The organism is Actinotalea fermentans (assembly GCF_007991475.1).
GTDB lineage: Bacteria > Actinomycetota > Actinomycetes > Actinomycetales > Cellulomonadaceae > Actinotalea > Actinotalea fermentans.
The window spans coordinates 1,002,583-1,022,982 of record NZ_BJYK01000001.1; the positions used below are offsets into that span (position 1 = coordinate 1,002,583).

Consider the following 20,400-nt stretch of genomic DNA (forward strand, 5'->3'; position numbering starts at 1 on the left):
TCAGTCCGTCCCGACTTCCATCGCGGCGCTCTCGAGCGCGATCTCCTCGTCCCCCGCGACCTGCGGGTTCTCGGAGATGACCTCCGCACCACCCGCGGGCAGCGCGCCGAAGAGGGTGCCGTGCTCAACGAGCACCTGGCCCTGGTCGACGGGCTGCTGCGCGTAGAGCTCGAGCTTGGCCCGCGAGTCGGCGATGTCCAGGTTGCGCATCGTGAGCTGGCCGATCCGGTCCGTGGGGCCGAACGCCGCGGACTCCGTGCGCTCCATCGAGAGCTTGTCGGGGTGGTAGGAGAACCCCGGCCCGTCCGTGCGCAGGATCGTGTAGTCCTCGCCGCGGCGCAGGCGCAGCGTCACCTCGCCCGTCACGACCGAGGCGATCCAGCGCTGGATCGACTCGCGCACCATGAGCGACTGCGGGTCGAGCCACCGGCCCTCGTAGAGCAGCCGGCCGAGGCGGCGGCCCTCGTTGTGGTAGTTCGCGACGGTGTCCTCGTTGTGGATCGCGTTGACGAGCCGTTCGTAGGCGATGAAGAGCAGGGCCATGCCCGGCGCCTCGTAGATGCCGCGCGACTTGGCCTCGATGATGCGGTTCTCGATCTGGTCGGACATGCCCAGCCCGTGCCGGCCGCCGATGGCGTTGGCCTCGTGCACGAGCGCGACCGGGTCGGCGTAGCGGACCCCGTTGATCGCCACCGGCCGGCCGCGCTCGAAGGCGATCGTCACGTCCTCGGTCTCGATGGCCACGGCCGGGTCCCAGAACCGCACGCCCATGATCGGCTCGACCGTCTCGAGCGAGACGTCGAGGTGCTCGAGGGTCTTGGCCTCGTGGGTCGCACCCCAGATGTTCGCGTCGGTCGAGTACGCCTTCTCCGCGCTGTCGCGGTAGGGCAGGTCGTGCTCGGTGAGGAACTGGCTCATCTCGGCACGGCCGCCGAGCTCGGCGACGAAGTCCTTGTCCAGCCACGGCTTGTAGATGCGCAGGGACGGGTTGGCCAGCAGGCCGTAGCGGTAGAACCGCTCGATGTCGTTGCCCTTGAAGGTCGAGCCGTCGCCCCAGATCTCCACGTCGTCGGCCTGCATCGCGCGCACGAGCAGGGTGCCGGTGACCGCGCGGCCGAGCGGCGTGGTGTTGAAGTACGAGCGGCCGGCGCTGCGGATGTGGAACGCGCCGCACGCGATGGCCGCGAGGCCCTCCTCGACGAGGGCGGACTTGCAGTCCACCGCGCGCGAGAGCTCGGCGCCGTAGAGCAGGGCACGGCCGGGCACCTGGTCGATCTCCGGCTCGTCGTACTGGCCGAGGTCGGCGGTGTAGGTGCAGGGGATCGCGCCGCGGTGGCGCATCCAGGCGACCGCCACGGAGGTGTCCAGCCCGCCCGAGAAGGCGATCCCCACGCGCTCGCCGACCGGCAGCTCAGTCAGAACCTTGCTCACGTCTCATCCTTCGTGTCTCGTGCGTACTCGCGGCCACCCGCGAGATCGAGGAACCGCTGGGCCACGGCCTGTCCGCCGTCGGTCTCACTGCTGATCACCAGGACGGTGTCGTCACCGGCGATGGTGCCGAGGACGCCCGGCATGACCGAGTGGTCGATGGCCGAGGCGAGGAACTGCGCCGCACCCGGCGGCGTGCGCAGCACGACGAGGTTCCCGGAGGCCTCCGCCGTGACGAGGAGCTCCGCGCACAGGCGCGCCAGACGCGCCGCCAGCTGCTCGGCGTCCTCGATCTGCGGCGTCCGGTTGCCGCCCTCCCCCGGCACGGCGTAGGCCAGCGTCCGGTCGGGCAGGCGGATCCGCACCGCGCGCAGCTCCACCAGGTCGCGCGAGAGCGTGGCCTGGGTCACGTGGAGGCCCTCCTCGGCGAGCGCAGCGGCCAGCTCGCCCTGGGAGCGGATCGGCTCACGGACGAGGGCCCGCGTGATGGCGGCGTGCCGCGCGGCCTTCGTCGGAGGGACCGCCCCTGGGGGTGTGACGCCGTCGGCAGTCGTCACGAGCGCTCCAGGAGCCAGGTCAGCAGCGCCTTCTGGGCGTGCAACCGGTTCTCGGCCTCGTCGAAGACCACCGACTGCGGGCCGTCCAGGACGTCGGCCGTGACCTCCATGCCACGGTAGGCCGGCAGGCAGTGCAGGACGACGGCGTCGGGCGCGGCCTGCGCGAGCACCGCGGCGTCGAGCCGGAAGGCCGAGAACAGCGCCTCGGCCTTGTCGGTCGACGTCTCGTCGCCCATCGAGACCCAGGTATCGGTCGCGACGGCGTCCGCGCCCGCGACCGCTTCGTTGACCGACTCCGTGACGAGCACCGAGCCGCCGGTCACGGCCGCGATCTCCTCGGCCCGCGCCACGACGTGCGGCAACGGCATCCGCTGCGCCGGTGTGGCGATCCGGACGTGCAGGCCGGCGGTGGCGCCACCGAGCAGGTAGGAGTGCGCCATGTTGTTCGATCCGTCGCCCAGGTAGGCGAGCGTGCGGCCCGGTAGTCCGCCCACGCCGTCCGCGCCGCCCACGTGCTCGGCGATCGTGAGCAGGTCGGCCAGCACCTGGCAGGGGTGGAACTGGTCGGTCAGCGCGTTGACGACGGGCACACCCGCGTGGGCGGCCATCTCGTCGATCCGCGACTGGTCGTAGGTGCGCCACACGACGGCGGCCACCTGGCGGCCGATCACCTTGGCGGTGTCCGAGATCGACTCGCGCACGCCGATCTGCGCGAGCTTGCCGTCCACCAGCATCGGGTAGCCGCCCAGCTCGGCGATCCCGACGGCGAACGACAGCTGGGTGCGCAGCGTCGGCTTGTCGAGCAGCACGGCGACGGCACGCGGCCCCTCGAGCGGGCGCGCGGCGAACCGGTCCGCCTTGAGCCGCAGGGCGAGCTCGAGCACCTCCCGCTGCTCGTCGGGCGTGAGGTCGTCGTCACGAAGGAAGTGGCGCATCAGCGGGCCTCTCGGCTCGGGGTGGGGGAAGCGACGTCGGCGGGCAGGCCGGCGAGGAAGTCGACGAACGTCGCGACCTGCTCCCAGGTCACGACGAGCGGCGGGGCGAGCCGCAGCGCCGTCGGGGTCACGGGGTTGACGATGAAACCCGCCGCCAGCGCGCGCTCGGCGACCTCCGCCGCCACCGGCCCGCCCAGCTCGATGGCGACGAGGAGTCCTGCGGCACGCACCTCGCGGACGAGCGGCACGGCGACGAGCGCCTCGACCAGACGGCCGCTCACCTGGCGCACGTTCGCCAGCAACCCGTCCCGCTCGATCACACCGAGCGTCGCGAGCGCGGCCGCCGTGGCGACCGGGTTCCCGCCGAACGTCGTGCCGTGCTGGCCCGGGCCGAGGAGGCCGGCGGCGCGTTCGGTCAGGGCCAGCACGGCGCCCACGGGGATGCCGCCGCCGAGGCCCTTCGCGAGGGTCACGACGTCGGGCAGCACCCCTCCCCCCAGCTCCGGGTCGTGGAACGCGAACCAGCGACCCGTGCGTCCGATGCCCGTCTGCACCTCGTCGACCACCAGCAGGGCGCCGACCTCGTCGGCGAGCCGACGGGCGTGCGCGAGGTAGCCGGGGGGCAGCGGGCGGACGCCCGCCTCGCCCTGGACCACCTCGACGACGAGCGCGGCGACGTCGTCGGTGAGGGCAGCCTCGAGCGCCGCGGTGTCCCCGAACGGGAGGAACTGCACGTCGCCGGGGAGCGGCTCGAACGGCTCGCGGTACGCGGCCTTGGCGGTGAGAGCCAGGGCGCCCATCGTGCGACCGTGGAACGCGCCCTCGAGGGCGAGCATCCTGGTCCGCCCGGTGCGCCGCGCCATCTTGAAGGCGGCCTCGTTGGCCTCGGTGCCGGAGTTCGCGAAGAACACGCGCGACGCCGGGCCACCGCCCGCGAGGGCGATGAGCCGCTCCGCCAGCGCGACCTGCGGCGGCGAGGCGAAGAAGTTCGACACCTGACCGAGCGTGCCGAGCTGCGCGCTGATGGCCGCCGTGAGGGTCGGGTGGGCGTGCCCGAGGACGTTGACGGCGATGCCCCCGAGCAGGTCGAGGTACCGCGTGCCGTCCGCGTCCCAGACGTAGGGACCCTCGCCGCGGACGAGGACCGCCTTCGGCGTGCCGAAGGTGTTCATCACCGCGTGCTGGTAGCGCGCCGTCCACTCGGCGCTCGTGCCGGCGAGCTCACCGGCGGCGAAGGGCTGCACCGTCGTCATCGGGCACCCCCGTCGACGGCGGGCCGCACCACCGGCACCGCACCCGTGCGCAGGTCGTCCGGGAGCACCATCGTCCCGACACCCTTGGACGTGAAGACCTCCGTGAGCACCGAGTGCGCCTGGCGCCCGTCGACGACGTGCGCCTGCGGCACGCCACCGCGGACGGCGCGCAGGCAGGCCTCCATCTTGGGGACCATGCCGCTCTCCAGCGTGGGGAGCAGCTCCGCGAGGGCGGAGACGCGGATCCGCCGCGCGAGCGACGAGCGGTCCGGCCAGCGGGTGTAGAGGCCCTCGACGTCGGTGAGGATGATCAGCTTGCGGGCGCCGAGCGCGACCGCGAGCGCCGCCGCCGCCGTGTCGGCGTTGACGTTGAGCACCTGCGTGGCGTCGTCGATGTCGGGGGCCACCGTGGAGACCACCGGGATCCGGCCCGCGTCCAGCAGGTCCTTCACCGCGCGGGGGTCGACCTCGACGACGTCGCCCACGTGCCCGACGTCGACCTGCCGGCCGTCGACCGTCGCCGTGCGGCGCCGCGCACGCAGCAGACCGCCGTCCTCACCGGACATGCCGACGGCGAACGGGCCGTGCGCGTTGATGAGCCCGACGAGCTCGCGGGAGACCTGCCCCACCAGGACCATGCGCACCACGTCCATGCTCTCGGGCGTCGTGACGCGCAGCCCGCCGCGGAACTCGCTCTCGATGCCGAGCCGCCCGAGCATCGTGGAGATCTGCGGGCCGCCCCCGTGCACCACCACGGGGTGCAGGCCGACGAGCCGGAGGAACACCATGTCCTCGGCGAACGCGCGCTTGAGCTCGTCGTCGACCATGGCGTTGCCGCCGTACTTGACGACGAAGAGCGCGCCCCGGAACTGCTCGAGCCAGGGCAGCGCCTCGATGAGGACGCGGGCCTTCTGCTCGGGCAGGAGGTCGGCCGGGTCGACGTCCGCGAGCGCGTCGGCGACGGCGCCGGCGACCGCCTCGGCGAAGGCCGGCGCCACGGGCGGCATCGCCGACGTGGGCTGGGTGGGCGCGGTGGGCTCGGTCATGTCGTGTACGCGCTGTTCTCGTGGACGTAGCCGTGGGTGAGGTCGTTGGTCCACACCGTGGCCGTGGCGTCCCCGGCGTGCAGGTCGATCTCGATGTGCACCTCGCGCTGGGCGGCCATGTCGACCCGCTCCCGCGGCTCGTGCGCGCCGCCGGCGCGGCAGACCTGAACGCCGTTGATCGCGACGTCGATGAGCTCCGGGTCGAACGCGGCGACCTCCTCGGGCACCGTGCCGACCTGCGCGAGCACCCGGCCCCAGTTGGGGTCGTTCCCGAACACCGCCGCCTTGACCAGGTTGGACCGCGTCACGGCCCGGGCGACCGCGACGGCGGCGTCCTCGCTGTCCGCGTTGACCACGGTCACCGCGATGTCGTGCGTGGCGCCCTCGGCGTCCGCGATCAGGCCGCGGGCCAGCGCCGCGCACGCCTGCGTCAGCGCCTCGGTGAGCGTGGCGCGGTCGACGGCGACGCCGGAGGCACCCGAGGCGAGCAGCGTCACCGTGTCGGACGTCGACATGCAGCCGTCGGAGTCGATGCGGTCGAACGTGGCGCGCGTCGCGGCGCGGAGCGCGACGTCCACGTCAGCCGGGTCGACGACGGCGTCGGTGGTCAGCACGCACAGCATCGTGGCCAGGGCCGGCGCGAGCATGCCCGCCCCCTTGGCCATGCCGCCCACCGACCAGCCGTCGCGCACGACGTGCACGGTCTTCGGGACCGTGTCGGTCGTCATGATCGCGCGCGCGGCGTCGTCGCCGCCGTCCGGCGACAGGGCGGCCGCCGCGGCCGTGACGCCGGGGATGAGCCGCTCGCGCGGCGCCCGGTCACCGATGATGCCGGTGGAGCACACGACGACGTCGCCGGGCGACACGTCGAGGAAGCCCGCGACGTGGTCGGCCGTGCGGTGCACGTCCTCGTAGCCGCCGGGACCGGTGCACACGTTCGCCGACCCGCTGTTGAGCACGACGGCGTGCACGACGTTGTCCTTGACGACCAGCCGGGACCAGACCACCGGCCAGCCCACGACCCGGTTCGTCGTGAAGACCGCGGCACCGACCCACTGCGGCCCGTCGTTGACGACGAGCGCCACGTCCGGGCTGCCGGAGGGCTTCAGACCGGCGACGACGCCGGCGGCCCGGAAGCCCGCGGGCGCGGTGACGCTCACGGCGCTACCGCCGAGGTCGTCAGGCCGGCCGTCTCCGGCAGGCCGAGGGCAAGGTTCATCGACTGCACGGCGGCTCCCGCTGTTCCCTTGACGAGGTTGTCGAGCGCGCAGACCGTCACGACGCGGCCCGCACGGGCGTCCACGGCGACCTGCACGAGCGCCGTGTTCGCGCCCACGGTCGCGGCGGTCGTCGGCCACTGGCCCTCGGGCAGCAGCTCGACGAACGGCTCGTCCGCGTACGCCTGCTCCCAGGCGGCACGCACGGCCGACGCGTCCGCGCCCGGGGCGAGCGGCGCCGTCGTCGTCGCGAGGATGCCCCGCGACATCGGGACGAGGACCGGCGTGAAGGAGACCCGGACGGACGGGGCGCCCGCGGCGCGGAGGTTCTGCTCGATCTCCGGGATGTGCCGGTGCGTGCCCCCGACGGCGTACGGAGCGGCCGAGCCGAGGGCCTCGCTCGCCAGCAGGTGCGGCTTGAGGGCCTTGCCCGCGCCGGAGTACCCGACGGCGAGCACCGCGACGACGTCGGCGGCGTCCACGACGCCCGCGGCCACGCCGGGCTGGATCCCGAGCGTGACGGCGGTGACGTTGCAGCCGGGAACCGCGACCCGCCGAGCGCCACGCAGGGCGTCGCGCTGGCGGCCCTCCCCCACGATGAGCTCAGGCATGCCGTAGGGCCAGGTCCCGGCGTGCGCGGAGCCGTAGAAGGCCTCCCAGTCGCCGGCGTCGGCCAAGCGGTGGTCGGCACCGCAGTCCAGCACGAGCGTGTCGCCGCCGAGCTCGGCCGCGATGGCGCCCGAGGCGCCGTGCGGGAGGGCGAGCACGACGACGTCGTGCCCTGCCAGTGCGGCCGGCGAGGTCTCGACGAGGCCGCGGTCGGCCAGCGAGCGCAGGTGCGGCTGGTGCCGGCCCAGCAGGTCGCCGGCGTTGCTGTGCGCCGTCAGCGCGCCGATCTCGACGTCGGGGTGACCGGCGAGGAGGCGGAGCACCTCGCCACCCGCGTAGCCGCTGGCCCCCGCTACCGCCACCCGTATCGTCACGTGCATGACTATACAGCAGAGTGCATAGATGTCGGGGGATTTCCGGGCTCAGAGCCCGGCGACGGTCTCCGCGAGCAGCTGGACGTAGTCCTCCAGGCCCCAGGTCAGCGACAGCGCCGTCGGCGGCGAGACCGAGGCGATGAAGGCCTGCCCGACGACGCCGGCGACCGCTCCACGCTGGACCTGGGGCATCGTGCTCGCGGCCGGCGAGGCGAGGAAGGCGTCCAGCCCTGCCTCGGTGTCCGCGTACGCCACGAGGACGTCACTGGTGAGCTCGTCGAGACGCTCGTGGCTGAGCGTGTAGTAGAACGTCGACTCCCCCGTGTCGAGGTCCGTGACGCTCGGCGCCGTCACCAGGCCGAGGTCCTGCGTGAACTCCACGCGCGGGTCCGCCGGCGTATAGACGTAGAACGTGTCACCGGTGTCCCACACCTGCGCGACGGAGACGCCCTCGAGCTCGGGGTGCGCGGCGGCTGCCTCCGCGACCGCGGCGTCGATCTCGTCGAGCACCTCGGCCGCCCGGTCCGCGCGGCCGAGCGCCTCGCCGGTGATCGTCACGACGTCCCGCCACGGCGTCGCCCACGGCTGGTCCGGGTAGGCGACGACGGGCGCGATGGCGCTCAGGAGCTCGTACTCGTCGGCCGTCAGGCCGGAGTACTGCGCCAGGATGAGGTCGGGCTCCGCGGCGGCGATCGCGTCGATCGGGGCCTCCGCGGAGTCGGGCAGCACCGTCGGCGTGTCGGCCCCCAGCGCCTCGAGCTCCTCGGCGATCCAGGGCAGGACACCGTCCTCGTCGCCGCCGTAGCCCTGGAACGGGATCGCCACAGGGACGACACCCAGGGCGAGGGCCGCGTCCGCGCTCGCCCAGCCCCACGTGACGACGCGCTGCGGCTCGGAGGTGATGGTGGTCTCGCCGAACGCGTGCTCGATGGTGACGGGGAACGCGTCATGGCCCGCGCCGCCGTCGGCGGCCGTGCCGGCGGGCGCCTCGGACGGGGCGTCCGAGGCGGCGGCCGAGCAACCCGCGAGGGCGAGGACTGACAGGGAGGCGGCGACAGCGGCCGCGCGGTGGTAGCGCATGGGAACCCTTCGGAGGCCGGTCGCCCGGCGGCTTACTTAGGTAAGGCTTACCTTAGCGGAAGGTCGGCCCGGCACGATCATCGGTCCGCCCGTCACCGGGTCCGGGACGACGACCGCCTCGAGCCGGAACGCGTCGCGCAGCACCTGCGCCGTGATGACCTGCGACGGCGCACCCTCGGCCAGCACTGCGCCGTCGGCCATGACGACGAGGTGGTCCGCATAACGCGCCGCGAGGTTCAGGTCGTGCAGCACCATCACGATCGTGGTCCCCCGCTCCCGGTTGAGGTCCCGGAGCAGGTCGAGCACCTCGAGCTGGTGGGTGAGGTCGAGGAACGTCGTCGGCTCGTCCAGGAGGAGCACGTCGGGGTCCTGCGCGAGGGCCATCGCGATCCACACCCGCTGCCGCTGGCCGCCGGACAGCTCGTCGACGTGCCGGTCGGCGAGCTCCGTGGTCCCGGTGGCGGCCAGCGCCTGGGCGACCACCTCGTCGTCGTGGGCGGTCCAGCGGTCGAGCCAGCCGTGGTGCGGGTGCCGGCCGCGGCCGACGAGGTCGGCGACGCTCAGGCCGTCCGGCGCCACGGGGTCCTGCGGCAGCATGCCGACGGACCTGGCGAACGCGCGTGACGGCACGCCTGCGACGTCCGACCCGTCGAGCAGCACCGTCCCGCCGAGCGGGCGCAGCGCCCGGGCCAGGGTCTTGAGCAGCGTGGACTTGCCGCACGCGTTCGCACCCACCACCACCGTGACGGCGCGCCGCGGGACGGCCAGGTCCAGCCCGTCGACGACGACGCGGCCCGCGTAGCCGGCGCGCAGGTCGCGCGCCTGCAGGGACGGGGCGCGATGGGTCGGTCCGCTGGTCATGAGCGCACTCCTCGAGCGAGCAGCCAGAGCAGGTAGGGGGCCCCGACGGCGCCGGTGACGACGCCCGTCGGCAGGGTGACGCCGGGGATGGCGTGCTGGGCGATCAGGTCGGCCGCGAGCACGAGCACGGCGCCGACCGCGCCCACGGCCGGCAGCGCGGGCGCGCCCGTGCGCACCAGCCGCCGGGCGAGCGGCGGGGCGCAGAGCGCGACGAAGCCCAGTGGGCCGACGACGGCCGTCGCGCCCGCCACGAGGACGACGGCGACCGCGAGCAGGCCGGCCCGGGTGCGCTCCACCCGGACCCCCAGCCCGGTCGCGGCGAGCGGGCCGAGCTGGATCGCGCGCAGCGGGCGCGACGCCGCGACCAGCGCCGGGACCGCGAGAGCGAGCGAACCCGCGACGAGCGCGACCTCGTCCCAACGGGCGGCGCCCAGGCTGCCGGCCGTCCACACGAGCGCCGACTGCGCCGCCTGGACCTGCGCCCGGCTCAGCAGGTACCCGACCGCACCCGAGGCCATGAACGCGACCCCGACGCCGGTCAGCACGAACCGGTGCCCGGTCAGGTCGCGCCCGCGCGTCAGGACGAGCAGGCCGCCGGCCACGACCGCCGCACCCGCGAAGGCCGCGGCGCCGACGAGCGGACCGGTCACCCCGAGGACGAGCAGGACCCAGACGGCCGCCACCGTCGCGCCCCCGGTGACGCCCAGCAGGTCGGGGCTCGCGAGCGGGTTCGCGAACACGGTCTGGAAGATGCCGCCGGCGAGCGCGAACGCGACCCCGACGACGACGGCCAGCAGCGCCCGGGGCAGGCGCAGCTCGAGCAGGATGGTCCGGTCCAGCGGCGCGCCCTGGCCCGTGACGACGGCCCACGCCTCGGCCGGGGACACGGCGTAGGTGCCGAGCGCCAGGCTCACCAGCACCAGGGCTACCACTGCCGCGAGTGCCACCAGCGTGACCACCCGAGCCCGGCGCGCGCGGCGGCGACGTCCCGCGCGGACGAGCGTCGCGCCCTCGTCGTGGGGGCGCGGGTGCGGCGCCGTGGCCGGTGCGCCGGCGGTCGCCACGGCGGTCACAGCCGGACCACCCGGGCGCGCTGGACGAGGGCGATCATCGCCGGGGCGCCGAGGAACGCCACGACCAGCCCGGCCTCGAGCTCGCCGGGCCGCGCGACCAGTCGCCCGACGACGTCGGCCGCGAGCAGCAGGACGGCACCGACCGGCGCGGCGAGCCCGATGAGCCAGGCGTGGCTCCCGCCGGCCACGCGGCGCACCAGGTGCGGCACGACGAGCCCGACGAAGACGATCGGGCCGGCGAGCGCCGTCGCGGAGCCGGCGAGCAGCACGACGGCCGAGAGGACCAGGGTCCGCCCGAGCCGCACCCGCTGCCCCAGGCCGCGGGCGACGTCGTCGCCGAGGGCGAGCAGGTCGAGCGCCCGCGTCGAGGTGACGGCCGCGACCGCGCCGACGGCGAGGAACGGGGCGAGCGTCACGAGTGCGTCGGCACCCCGCGCGGCGAGCGAGCCCACGACCCAGAACCGGTACGCCGCGAACGCCTCCTGGTCCCGCACGACCACGACCGTGATCACGGAGGTCAGGCCGGCGGTCATCGCGGCACCCGCGAGCGCGAGGGCCGTCGGCGCGGCGCCCTGTCGCCCGGCGGAGCCGATCACGTGCACCAGCGCGGCGGCGAGCGCTGCCCCGCCGAGCGCGAACCAGACGTAGCCGGCCGGCGTCGCCACGCCGACGAGGGTGACCGCGAGGACGACCGCCAGCGAGGCCCCCGCGTTGACGCCCAGCAGGCCCGGGTCGGCGAGCGGGTTGCGTGTGAGGCTCTGCATGAGCGCCCCGGCGACGGCGAACGCCGCGCCCGCGAGGAGCCCGATCAGCGTCCGCGGGACGCGCAGCGAGCGCACCACCGTGTGGTCGGCGAGCGCCGGGTCCGGGTCGAGGAGCGCGGCAAGCACCTGGGCCGGATCGATGGAGCGCGCGCCGAGCGCGAGGCTCGCGAGCACCGCGACCGCCAGCAGGGCGAGCGCGACGACCAGCCAGGCCGCGCGACGACGTCGGGCGCGGGTGCGGCTGGCGGCAGCGGACGGCGCGGACGACGGCGCCGCCCCGCCCCCGGGCGGGTCGCGGTCGACCGCCGGGTCGGCGACGCCGGTCATCGGACGGCGGTCATCGAACGCGGATCATCGAACGCGACCACGGCTACGAGAGCTCGGCGCGCCCGAGGCGCCAGTACCCCATGAACGCGACGCGCGAGCGGTCCACGCCGTGCCCGCGGACCAGCAGACGGCGCAGGTCCTTGATGACGCCGGCCTCCCCCGCGAGCCAGGCGTAGAAGGCCTCGTCCGGCGGCGCCGCGGGCGACTCCCAGAGCAGCTCGCGGTCGACGTCGACGTCGGCGAACGGCTGGGGCGCGGGGGCGGCGGCGGCCTGCAGGAGGTCGCCCGCGTCCTGTGCCCAGGCGGTCACGGCCGGAACCAGGCGCGCGCCGACGGGCGCACCGGAGCGTGGGAGCCAGTCGACCCGCGCCGTGGGCGGCAGGTCGAGGGCGAACCGGTCGTCGGGATCGGGGACCTCGATGAACGCCTGGGCCGCGCGATCCTCGGGCAGGGCCTCGAGGATGGCGCAGATGGCCGGCGCGGCGGTCTCGTCGCCGGCCAGCAGCAGGCGGCGGGCCGGACCGGGCCGGAAGTCGATGCCGATGTGGCTGTGGATGCTCCGCGCGTCGGGCCCGATGACGACGACCTCGTCCCCCGGGCGGACCGCCTCGAGCCACCGGGCCGCCGGGCCCGTGCCACCGTGCACGACCAGATCGATGTCGAGCTCACGCGCCGCGTGGCGGACGCGACGCACCGTGTAGGTGCGGAACGGGTTGCGGCGGGCCTCCGGGAGCGCGCGCCAGCGCTCGTACCAGGTGCCGTCCTCGACCACCTCGGGGGCGTCGAGGTCGCACAGGCTGCCGTCCGGCAGCGGGAACACGATCTTCACGCGCTGGTCGAGGCCGTCCCGCCCGAAGAGGTCGAGGTCGGGGCCGGCCAGCGTGACCCGCAGGAACGACGGGCACACCCGCTGCGTCCGGGTGACGGTCACCCGGAACGGCCGGTAGGCGGCGCGGTCCGTGCGGACCACGTCGCGGATCGCCGGCCCGTCTCCAAGTGAGGTAAGCATTACCTAACTGTAGCGATGTGGTGCCGTCCGGCGCGACGTGAGCCGGACCACACCTCTCGCCCCGCCCGGTCTCGGCGCCGGCGGAGGCACACCTGCGGCCCGCGGGTGCAGGATCGGGGCATGCGCGTCGTCCAGGCAACCCGTCCGGGCGGGCCCGAGGTGCTCGCCGTCGTCGACCTCCCCGACCCCTCCCCCGAACCCGAGCAGGTGATCGTCGAGGTCGCCGCCGCGGGCGTGAACTTCATCGACACCTACCGACGGTCGGGTCGGTACCCCGTGCCGTTCCCGCACGTCGTCGGGTCGGAGGGGGCCGGGACCGTGGTGGCCGTGGGGTCCGACGTGTCCTCGGTCGCGGTCGGCGACGCGGTCGCGTGGGTGGCGGGCTCGGAGGGCTCGTACGCGGAGCGCGCCCGGGTCCTTGCCGAGCAGGTCGTGCCGGTGCCCGACGGCGTCGCCCCGGACACCGCGGCCGCGCTGCTGCTCCAGGGCATCACCGCGCACTACCTGGTCCGGTCCACGTTCCCGGTGCAGCCCGGCCAGGACGTGCTGGTGCACGCCGGCGCCGGCGGCGTCGGGCTGCTGCTGACCCAGCTCGCCGTGACAGCGGGTGCCCGGGTCATCACCACGGTGTCGACCGAAGAGAAGGAGGCCCTGTCGCGTGCGGCCGGCGCCGCCGAGGTGATCCGCTACGACCGGATGCGCGACCTGACGTCCGAGCTCCCGGCCGCGGTCCGCGAGCTCACCGGCGGGCACGGCGTGCACACGGTGTACGACGGCGTCGGCGCCTCGACCTTCGACGCCTCCCTGGCCTCGCTGCGGCCACGCGGGGCCCTGGCCCTGTTCGGGGGATCCTCCGGAGCAGTTCCCCCGTTCGACCCGATGCGGCTGGAGAGCCACGGGTCGCTGTTCCTGTCGCGGCCCACCATCCGCCACTACACCGCCACGCGCGACGAGCTGCAGTGGCGGGCGAGCGAGCTCTTCGACGCCGTGCTGGCCGGCACCCTCGACGTCCGCGTCGGCGCGCGCTTCCCGCTGGGCGGGGCCGCCGACGCCCACCGGGCGCTCGAGGGCCGCGCCACGACGGGGAAGGTGCTCATCGTCCCGGACGGCCAGGCCTAGCCGGCCGACCCCGGCCGGGCGCCGGCACGACGACGGCACCACGACGGCCCGGGCGCTGCACGCGCCCGGGCCGTGTCGCGTCGCACGACTACGCGCGCAGGGTCCCGCCGTGCTCGGCGCCGACGGCGGCCACGACCGCCGCCCGGACCCCCGCGATGTCCTCGGCGGTGAGCGTCCGGTCGGTCGCCCGCAGACGCACGGTGATGGCGACCGACTTGCGGCCCTGCCCGACCTGCTCGCCCCGGTACACGTCGAAGACGTGCACGTCCTCGAGCAGCTCGCCGGCCGCGCTCCGTGCCGTCGCGACGATCGCGCCCGCGGCGACGTCCTCCGCGACGACGAACGCCAGGTCCTCCTTGGCCAGCGGCTGACCCGAGACCGGCGCGGCCTCGACCAGCCGCCCCTCCCCCGCGGCGACGAGCGCGTCGAGGTCCACCTCGAACGCGCACGTCCGCGCGGGCAGCTCGAGCGCACCGAGCACACGCGGGTGCAGCTCGCCCGCGTGCCCGACGACGACGCCGTCGGGCAGGACGAGCGCCGCGCACCGGCCCGGGTGCCAGGGCGCGGCGTCCGCGGCCCGCACCTGGACGTCGGCGCCGGCGGTCCGCGCCACCAGCAGCGCCGCCGCCACGGCGTCGGACCACGTGAACGGCTGCGCCGGCCCCTGCCAGCTCGCGGGGACGCGCGCGCCGGCGCACAGACCGGCCACGTGCCGGGGCTGGCTGGGCAGCGCCGCGTCGAGCTCCTTCAGCTCGACGTCCGACGGCCGCGCCGTGACGCCGGGCCGCGGCGCGGCGCCACTGCCGTCGGCGCGGTACGCGCGGCCCACCTCGAAGATCGCCAGGTCCGCCAGGCCACGGCCGAGGTTCGTCCGGGCGGCGTCGACGAGGCTCGCCAGGACGGACGTGCGCAGCAGCGGGTGCGCGTCGCTCAGCGGGTTGGCCAGGCGGACCGCGTTCCCGGCGCCGAGCGGCTCGTCGTCGGCCGCGCCCAGGGTGCCCAAGCGCTCGGGGGCGACGAACGGGTAGGTGAGGACCTCGGTGAAGCCGCGCTCGGCCAGCGCCCGCGCGACCGACCGGCGCGTCCGCTGCGCGTGCGTGAGCCCGCGCCCGGAACCCGCCGTGGGCAGCACCGACGGCATCTGGGCGTACCCGTGCAGGCGCGCGACCTCCTCCACCAGGTCGATGGGCGAGCGCAGGTCCGGGCGCCACGTCGGGGGGGTCACGACGAGCTCGTCGTCGTCTCCCGCCACCGCGCAGCCGATGGTCGTCAGCGCGCCCCGCACCTCCGCGGCGCCGAAGGCCATCCCCACGATCCGGGCCGGGAAGGACGCCGCCATCCGGATCGGCTCGACCACCGGCAGCGCGACGACGTCGGTCGCCTCGCGGTCGACGGTGCCTCCGCCGAGCTGGACGAGCAGGTCGATCGCCCGCTGCACCGCGCGGGGCGGCAGCTGCGGGTCCACACCGCGCTCGAACCGGCGCGACGCCTCCGAGCCGAGCTTGTGACGCCGCGCGGTGCGCGCGATCGAGATCGGGTCGAAGTGCGCGCCCTCGAGCAGCACGTCGACGGTCGTCGCCGACACCTCGGTGCTCGCCCCACCCATGACGCCCGCGAGGCCGATGACCCGCCCGCCGCGCACGCCGTCCGGCGAGTCGGTGATGAGCAGGTCCTCGGGGTCGAGCGCGCGGTCGGCGTCGTCGAGCGTGACCAGGCGCTCCCCCGGCCGGGCGCGCCGCACGACGATCGGCCCGGCGAGGGTCGCCAGGTCGTACGCGTGCAGCGGCTGGCCGAGCTCGAGCATCACGTAGTTGGTCACGTCGACCGCGAGGGAGATCGGCCGCATGCCGGCCTGGGTCAGCCGGCGCTTCAGCCACGCCGGGCTCTCGGCGGTGGCGTCCACCCCGCGCACGATGCGGGCCACGAACCGGTCGCAGCCCACCGCACCCCGGATGGGGGCGTCGTCGGCCACCTCCACGGCGAACCCGCCGTCGGTCGCCGCGGGCGGCGAGACCGCCAGGGCAGGGTCGCGGAACGGCTGCCCGGTCGCGTGCGCGTACTCGCGCGCGACGCCGCGCACCGAGAAGCAGTAGCCGCGGTCGGGCGTGACGTTCACCTCGAGCGTCCGCTCGCCGAGGCCCAGGAGCTCGATGGCGTCCTGGCCGGGGGTGAGCTCGTCCGCGGTCAGCTCGTAGCGCGTGAGCACGATGATCCCGGAGTGGTCGTCGCCGAGGTCGAGCTCGCGGGCCGAGCAGATCATGCCGTCGGAGACGTGCCCGTACGTCTTGCGCGCCGTGATGGGGAACGGCCCGGGCAGGACGGCGCCCGGCAGCGCGACGACCACCCAGTCGCCCGCCTCGAAGTTGTGCGCGCCGCAGACGATCCCCCGCCCCGCGGGCACGTCGCCGTCGGCGGGCTCGTTGTGCTCCGGCCCGACGTCGACACGGCACCAGCTGATGGTCTTGCCGTTCTTGTGCTCCTCCTTGGCCAGGGTGAGCACGCGCCCGACGACGAGGGGCCCGGTGATCTGCGAGCCGTGGATCCCCTCCTCCTCGAGACCGACGCGCACGAGCGCGGCGGCGACGTCCTCCGCGGACGAGCCGGGGACGAGGTCCACCGACTCCGCGAGCCACGTGAGCGGTACCCGGACCATCTAGAGCTCCATCCCGAACTGGCGGCTGAACCGCACGTCACCCTCGACCATGTCCCGCATGTCCTTGACCGCGTGACGGAACATCAGCGTGCGCTCGACGCCCATGCCGAACGCGAACCCCGTGTAGACGTCGGGGTCGATGCCCGCCGCACGGATGACGTTCGGATGCGTCATGCCGCAACCGCCCCACTCGATCCACCCCGTGCCCGAGCACGTGCGGCACGCCGTGTCGGCCCCGCCGCACACGAAGCAGCGCAGGTCCATCTCGGCGCTCGGCTCCGTGAACGGGAAGTACGAGGGCCGCAGGCGCGTGACGGCGTCGGGCCCGAACATCGCCCGCGCGAAGTGGTCGAGCGTCCCCTTGAGGTTCGCCATCGTGAGGCCCTTGTCGATCGCCAGGCCCTCGATCTGGTGGAACACCGGGGTGTGCGTCGCGTCGAGCTCGTCCGTGCGGAACGTCTTGCCCGGGCACACGACGTAGATCCCGCGTCCCTCGGTCAGCAGGGCCGCCGACCGCTCGAGCATCGCGCGGGCCTGCACGGGCGACGTGTGCGTGCGCAGGACCAGCGCGGAGTCGGCGGGGGCCACGAAGAACGTGTCCTGCATCTGCCGTGCCGGGTGGTCCGGGTCGAAGTTCAGCGCGTCGAAGTTGTGCCACTCGGTCTCGACCTCGGGGCCCTCGGCGACCTCCCAGCCCATCGCCACGAAGACGTCGCACATCTTCTCGGCGAGGGTCTCCAGCGGGTGCCGGGCGCCGGGGAGCGCGCGCTCGACCGGGAGCGTGACGTCGACGGCCTCGTCCACGAGGACCCGCGCGTCGCGCTCCGCCTCGAGCTCGGCCTGCCGGGCGGCCAGGGCGGCGTTCACCTCGGCACGCGCCGGGCCGACGAGCCGCCCCGCGGCGCCCTTGTCGGACGGGGCGAGGCTCCCGATGGCGCGGTTGGCCAGGGCCAGCGGGCTGCGGTCGCCGGCGTACGCCAGGCGGACCGCCTTCAGGGAGTCGAGGTCGCTCGCTGCGGCGGCCGCCGCGAGCGCGTCGTCGACGGCCGCCCGGACGCCCGCGGCGTCGAGCGGGGACAAGGTGTCGGACATGAGGTGCCTTCTTCGGACGGGCGCGCGGTCGGCGCGCGCTCAGGGGCGTGCGAGGGGCTGCAGTGAGGAGCTGAGGTCGCTGCCCGCAGTGGGCCCTCGGATCGCCGTTCCCGGCACCCGTGCGCGGTCAGCCGCGCGGCCCGCCTGCGGGCCCGCTAAATCGGCGATCAGTCCTGCGCACGCGTCTCATCCTGCCACAGTGCCGATCGTCGACCGGTGCACGACGTCGTGCGCGGGACCGCCGCCGGGGCCGGCGCCGAGCCGGGACGCCACGAGCACCACCTCGCGCACCGTCCACACCGGTCCGCGGTAGAGGGCGAGGGCGTGCGCGAGCTCGGCCGGGTCGACGGCCCCGTCGGCCTGCCTCGCCCCAGGAGCCGGGACCCGGCCCGCTCCGAGCGCGCGGCGCCGGTCCGGCGCACCGGCCCGACGCCCGTCCCGCCGACCGGAGGCCGCGCGGGCCCGCGCCACGGTCAGGTGTGGCCGGTTGCGCCCGTCCGCCGGGCGGCCGGCGACCTCGGCGCCGACGGCTCCGGCCGCCGCCATGAGCCCCGGCCACCCCGAGCCGGTGCACCCGACCCAGAGCGTCCGCCGGTCGAACACGCCCGCGCCGGCGAGCGACGCCTCGAAGGGCTCGGCCTCGCCCGCGACGGCGTCCAGACCGGCCGCCAGGTCCTCCAGGTAGCCCTCCGGCACCTCGCCGTAGAAGGCCAGCGTGACGTGCCGGTCGGCCGGCGCGGTCCAGCGCAGACCACCCTGACCGGCCCGGGCCCGGGCGGCGGATCCTCCGCGGACGGAGCTCAGCGCGCCCTCGAGGTGCTCCAGGGCGGCGTCCGGCGGGCGGACCGCAGCGAACAGGCGCATGCCGTCCAGGATGCCGCAGCCACGCCGCGGCGGACCCCAGGGCCCCTCCGGGTGCTCTGGGGCGCCGCGTCCTCAGGGCGAGAGCCACGCGCGCTCCGGGTCGCCTCCGGGTCCGTTCGGGGCTGGATCCGGCGACTCACCGATACCGCTCGACGCGGCTCGGGACCAGGCTGGAGGCACACACCGACGAAGGAGAGAGCTTCGATGTCCACGCTCCACGAGAGCATGACCCGCGACGGTCTGGTGCGTCCCCTGGACGGGAGGCTGCTGGGCGGCGTCTGCGCCGGCCTCGGCCGCCGCTTCGGCATCGACCCGTGGCCGGCGCGGCTGCTGTTCGTGCTGGTGCTGATGGTCCTGCCGGGCAGCCAGCTGCTCATCTACCCGATCCTGTGGATCCTCATGCCCTCGGAGACGAGGCCGCCGTACCCGTACGGCTACCCGGGCCAGACCGCGTTCATGCCGGCACCGGGGTACCAGGCCCCCGCCGCGAACGCCCCGCAGCCGCCGGACCCGCCCAGCCCGTCGGCCGCCTGAGGCGCACGACGGTCGACGCCGGCAGCGGGCCGGCCGCGCCCGGGCTCAGCTCCCACCCCTGCGCTGAGCCCGGGCGCTCGCGTACAGGCAGACGGCCGCCGCGGTCGCCAGGTTGAGCGACTCCGCGTGGCCATGGATCGGCACCCGGACCACGGCGTCCGCCAGCTCACGGTCCTGCGGTGGCAGGCCCCAGGCCTCGTTGCCGAAGAGCCAGGCCGTCGGCCGCCCCAGGTCGGGCATCCCGGAGTGGCGGCCACCGCCCGGTCCGGCGGCGTCGAGCAGGTCGTCCAGGTCCCACTCGCCCGCGCCGTCGGCCGCCAGGACCGTCAGGCCGGCCTCCCGCAGCGGCGCGAGGACGTCCGCCAGGTCCCCGCCGCGGACCACCGGCAGGTGGAACAACGACCCGGCGCTCGCGCGCACGGTCTTCGGGTTGTGCAGGTCGACGCTCGCCTCCGTCAGCACGACGGCGTCCGCGCCTGCGGCGTCGGCCGAGCGGATCACGGTCCCGGCGTTCCCCGGGTCCCGCACGTGGGAGAGCACAGCCACGAGCCGGGGACCGGCGACCGCGACGTCCGCCGGCGCACCGCCCAGCCGGTCGGCGACCGCGACGACACCCTGCCCGTCCGGGCTCATCGCCTCGAGCACCTCGACGGTGCCGTAGCGCACGCGGAGCCCGGCCGCGGCCGCCTCGTCCGCCAGCTCGGGATGGCGGACGGCGGTCTCCGGCGACAGGTACAGCTCGCGCACGCGGCCCGCCTCGAAGCGGACGAGCTCACGGACGGCCTGGGGCCCCTCGACGAGGAACCGGCCCTGGCGGGAACGCACAGGACGCCCGGACAGCGCCCGGACCGACCGCACCCGCTCAGCGCGGGGGTTGGTCAGCTCGGGCGTCGTCCGGGCGTCCACGTCGTGCGTCACGACCAGGGCGCGTCAGGCCGCGGGGGTACCGGCAGCGTTGACGTCCTCGGGCAGCGCCTCGCGGGCCAGCTCGACGAGCTTGGCGAAGGCACCCGGGTCGTTGACCGCGAGGTCGGCGAGCACACGGCGGTCGACGCCGATGCCCGCGATCTTCAGGCCCTGGATGAAGCGGTTGTAGGTCATGCCGTTCTCACGGGCCGCCGCGTTGATCCGCTGGATCCACAGCTTGCGGAAGTCGCCCTTGCGCGCCTTGCGGTCGCGGTAGGCGTAGACGAGCGAGTGGGTGACCTGCTCCTTGGCCTTGCGGTACAGCCGCGACCGCTGGCCACGGTAGCCGGCGGCCCGCTCGAGGGTCGTCCGGCGCTTCTTCTGGGCGTTGACCGCCCGCTTCACGCGTGCCACGTGATGCTCCTTGGGGTTTCGGGGCTCGTGCGACCGGCGCGCTGGGCGCGCCGAGACGTCACTTGCCGAGCAGCTTCTTGACGGTGCGGGTGTCCGGCTTGGACAGGACCTGGTCGGTCGCCAGACGGCGGGTACGCCGGCTCGACTTGTGCTCGAACAGGTGGCGGGCGTTCGCCTGCTCGCGCATGACCTTGCCGGTCCCGGTGATCCGGAACCGCTTCTTCGCACCGCTGTGCGTCTTGTTCTTCGGCACTGTGTGCTCTCTTCTCGTCGGTCGCCCGGGTG

Annotated in this window: 20 protein-coding genes; 2 read left to right on the top strand and 18 right to left on the bottom strand. The window is 75.1% G+C overall.

From position 1 onward, the window contains the following. Genes argG through AFE02nite_RS04700 form a run of 12 tightly spaced genes read right to left on the bottom strand, consistent with a single transcriptional unit; the run spans position 1 to position 12,533 of the window. Positions 1 to 1,431, bottom strand: a complete 1,431-nt coding sequence (gene argG, locus AFE02nite_RS04645; RefSeq protein ID WP_034246527.1) for an argininosuccinate synthase — start codon at positions 1,429 to 1,431, stop codon at positions 1 to 3. Next, on the bottom strand, positions 1,428 to 1,985 hold the full coding sequence (locus AFE02nite_RS04650) for an arginine repressor (RefSeq protein ID WP_146819137.1): 558 nt from the start codon (positions 1,983 to 1,985) through the stop codon (positions 1,428 to 1,430). Before AFE02nite_RS04650 ends, argG begins: the two co-directional genes overlap by 4 nt. Then, entirely contained in the window at positions 1,982 to 2,923 is a 942-nt protein-coding gene (argF, locus tag AFE02nite_RS04655; RefSeq protein WP_034246552.1) for an ornithine carbamoyltransferase, read from the bottom strand. Before argF ends, AFE02nite_RS04650 begins: the two co-directional genes overlap by 4 nt. Beyond that, the gene (locus AFE02nite_RS04660) at positions 2,920 to 4,173 is read right to left on the bottom strand and encodes an acetylornithine transaminase (protein WP_034246539.1); all 1,254 of its coding nucleotides are present in this window, start codon (positions 4,171 to 4,173) and stop codon (positions 2,920 to 2,922) included. The genes argF and AFE02nite_RS04660 overlap by 4 nt, the downstream gene beginning before the upstream one ends. Beyond that, positions 4,170 to 5,219 carry an acetylglutamate kinase gene (gene argB / locus AFE02nite_RS04665; protein WP_261765456.1) on the bottom strand — a complete coding sequence of 350 codons (1,050 nt, stop codon included), beginning with the start codon at positions 5,217 to 5,219 and terminating at the stop codon, positions 4,170 to 4,172. Before argB ends, AFE02nite_RS04660 begins: the two co-directional genes overlap by 4 nt. Next, positions 5,216 to 6,379, bottom strand: a complete 1,164-nt coding sequence (gene argJ, locus AFE02nite_RS04670) for a bifunctional glutamate N-acetyltransferase/amino-acid acetyltransferase ArgJ (protein ID WP_034246542.1) — start codon at positions 6,377 to 6,379, stop codon at positions 5,216 to 5,218. The genes argB and argJ overlap by 4 nt, the downstream gene beginning before the upstream one ends. Further along, positions 6,376 to 7,425 carry an N-acetyl-gamma-glutamyl-phosphate reductase gene (gene argC, locus AFE02nite_RS04675; RefSeq protein ID WP_034246544.1) on the bottom strand — a complete coding sequence of 350 codons (1,050 nt, stop codon included), beginning with the start codon at positions 7,423 to 7,425 and terminating at the stop codon, positions 6,376 to 6,378. Before argC ends, argJ begins: the two co-directional genes overlap by 4 nt. 42 nt (positions 7,426 to 7,467) lie before the next feature. Next, on the bottom strand, positions 7,468 to 8,499 hold the full coding sequence (locus tag AFE02nite_RS04680) for an iron-siderophore ABC transporter substrate-binding protein (RefSeq protein ID WP_034246545.1): 1,032 nt from the start codon (positions 8,497 to 8,499) through the stop codon (positions 7,468 to 7,470). Positions 8,500 to 8,535: 36 nt separating this feature from the next. Next, positions 8,536 to 9,360: an ABC transporter ATP-binding protein gene (locus AFE02nite_RS04685; RefSeq protein WP_034246547.1), complete on the bottom strand. Its 825-nt coding sequence runs from the start codon at positions 9,358 to 9,360 to the stop codon at positions 8,536 to 8,538. Continuing rightward, positions 9,357 to 10,433 carry a FecCD family ABC transporter permease gene (locus AFE02nite_RS04690; RefSeq protein ID WP_222594320.1) on the bottom strand — a complete coding sequence of 359 codons (1,077 nt, stop codon included), beginning with the start codon at positions 10,431 to 10,433 and terminating at the stop codon, positions 9,357 to 9,359. The genes AFE02nite_RS04685 and AFE02nite_RS04690 overlap by 4 nt, the downstream gene beginning before the upstream one ends. After that, a complete protein-coding gene (locus AFE02nite_RS04695) occupies positions 10,430 to 11,524 on the bottom strand; it encodes a FecCD family ABC transporter permease (protein WP_146819138.1) in 1,095 nt (364 codons plus the stop codon). The genes AFE02nite_RS04690 and AFE02nite_RS04695 overlap by 4 nt, the downstream gene beginning before the upstream one ends. A 43-nt stretch (positions 11,525 to 11,567) precedes the next feature. Continuing rightward, entirely contained in the window at positions 11,568 to 12,533 is a 966-nt protein-coding gene (locus tag AFE02nite_RS04700) for a siderophore-interacting protein (RefSeq protein WP_052114060.1), read from the bottom strand. Positions 12,534 to 12,653: 120 nt separating this feature from the next. On the opposite strand from AFE02nite_RS04700, the gene AFE02nite_RS04705 reads away from it, so the two are divergent. Next, positions 12,654 to 13,652, top strand: coding sequence for a quinone oxidoreductase family protein (locus AFE02nite_RS04705; RefSeq protein WP_034248998.1), 999 nt, complete (start codon positions 12,654 to 12,656; stop codon positions 13,650 to 13,652). 88 nt (positions 13,653 to 13,740) lie between these two features. Here AFE02nite_RS04705 and pheT read toward each other — a convergent pair whose 3' ends face one another. From pheT to thpR, 3 genes are all read right to left on the bottom strand, one after another. Then, positions 13,741 to 16,305 (bottom strand): phenylalanine--tRNA ligase subunit beta, encoded by a 2,565-nt coding sequence (pheT, locus tag AFE02nite_RS04710; RefSeq protein ID WP_146819139.1) that lies wholly within the window; start codon positions 16,303 to 16,305, stop codon positions 13,741 to 13,743. After that, positions 16,306 to 17,397 carry a phenylalanine--tRNA ligase subunit alpha gene (gene pheS, locus AFE02nite_RS04715; RefSeq protein WP_146819140.1) on the bottom strand — a complete coding sequence of 364 codons (1,092 nt, stop codon included), beginning with the start codon at positions 17,395 to 17,397 and terminating at the stop codon, positions 16,306 to 16,308. A gap of 186 nt (positions 17,398 to 17,583) precedes the next feature. Continuing rightward, positions 17,584 to 18,261, bottom strand: coding sequence for an RNA 2',3'-cyclic phosphodiesterase (gene thpR, locus AFE02nite_RS04720; RefSeq protein WP_146819141.1), 678 nt, complete (start codon positions 18,259 to 18,261; stop codon positions 17,584 to 17,586). A gap of 204 nt (positions 18,262 to 18,465) precedes the next feature. On the opposite strand from thpR, the gene AFE02nite_RS04725 reads away from it, so the two are divergent. Then, the gene (locus AFE02nite_RS04725; RefSeq protein ID WP_146819142.1) at positions 18,466 to 18,795 is read left to right on the top strand and encodes a PspC domain-containing protein; all 330 of its coding nucleotides are present in this window, start codon (positions 18,466 to 18,468) and stop codon (positions 18,793 to 18,795) included. A gap of 45 nt (positions 18,796 to 18,840) precedes the next feature. On the opposite strand, the gene AFE02nite_RS04730 is transcribed toward AFE02nite_RS04725, so the two are convergent. The 3 genes from AFE02nite_RS04730 to rpmI are packed head-to-tail and all read right to left on the bottom strand — an operon-like array spanning position 18,841 to position 20,368. Continuing rightward, positions 18,841 to 19,713 (bottom strand): TrmH family RNA methyltransferase, encoded by an 873-nt coding sequence (locus tag AFE02nite_RS04730; protein ID WP_261765458.1) that lies wholly within the window; start codon positions 19,711 to 19,713, stop codon positions 18,841 to 18,843. Between the two features lie 12 nt (positions 19,714 to 19,725). Then, complete coding sequence (gene rplT / locus AFE02nite_RS04735; RefSeq protein ID WP_034249357.1) at positions 19,726 to 20,115, bottom strand: 50S ribosomal protein L20; 390 nt, start codon at positions 20,113 to 20,115, stop codon at positions 19,726 to 19,728. A gap of 58 nt (positions 20,116 to 20,173) precedes the next feature. Further along, the gene (rpmI, locus tag AFE02nite_RS04740) at positions 20,174 to 20,368 is read right to left on the bottom strand and encodes a 50S ribosomal protein L35 (RefSeq protein ID WP_034249358.1); all 195 of its coding nucleotides are present in this window, start codon (positions 20,366 to 20,368) and stop codon (positions 20,174 to 20,176) included. Between the last annotated feature and the right edge of the window lie 32 nt (positions 20,369 to 20,400).

Excerpts from the sequence above, each read along its gene's own strand:
- AFE02nite_RS04660 (WP_034246539.1), bottom strand. The coding sequence starts at position 4,173 with ATGACGACGGTGCAGCCCTTCGCCGCCGGTGAGCTCGCCGGCACGAGC.
- argB (WP_261765456.1), bottom strand. The coding sequence starts at position 5,219 with ATGACCGAGCCCACCGCGCCCACCCAGCCCACGTCGGCGATGCCGCCC.
- argC (WP_034246544.1), bottom strand. The coding sequence starts at position 7,425 with ATGCACGTGACGATACGGGTGGCGGTAGCGGGGGCCAGCGGCTACGCG.
- AFE02nite_RS04680 (WP_034246545.1), bottom strand. The coding sequence starts at position 8,499 with ATGCGCTACCACCGCGCGGCCGCTGTCGCCGCCTCCCTGTCAGTCCTC.
- AFE02nite_RS04685 (WP_034246547.1), bottom strand. The coding sequence starts at position 9,360 with ATGACCAGCGGACCGACCCATCGCGCCCCGTCCCTGCAGGCGCGCGAC.
- AFE02nite_RS04695 (WP_146819138.1), bottom strand. The coding sequence starts at position 11,524 with ATGACCGGCGTCGCCGACCCGGCGGTCGACCGCGACCCGCCCGGGGGC.
- AFE02nite_RS04700 (WP_052114060.1), bottom strand. The coding sequence starts at position 12,533 with ATGCTTACCTCACTTGGAGACGGGCCGGCGATCCGCGACGTGGTCCGC.
- AFE02nite_RS04705 (WP_034248998.1), top strand. The coding sequence starts at position 12,654 with ATGCGCGTCGTCCAGGCAACCCGTCCGGGCGGGCCCGAGGTGCTCGCC.
- pheT (WP_146819139.1), bottom strand. The coding sequence starts at position 16,305 with ATGGTCCGGGTACCGCTCACGTGGCTCGCGGAGTCGGTGGACCTCGTC.
- pheS (WP_146819140.1), bottom strand. The coding sequence starts at position 17,397 with ATGTCCGACACCTTGTCCCCGCTCGACGCCGCGGGCGTCCGGGCGGCC.
- thpR (WP_146819141.1), bottom strand. The coding sequence starts at position 18,261 with ATGCGCCTGTTCGCTGCGGTCCGCCCGCCGGACGCCGCCCTGGAGCAC.
- AFE02nite_RS04725 (WP_146819142.1), top strand. The coding sequence starts at position 18,466 with ATGTCCACGCTCCACGAGAGCATGACCCGCGACGGTCTGGTGCGTCCC.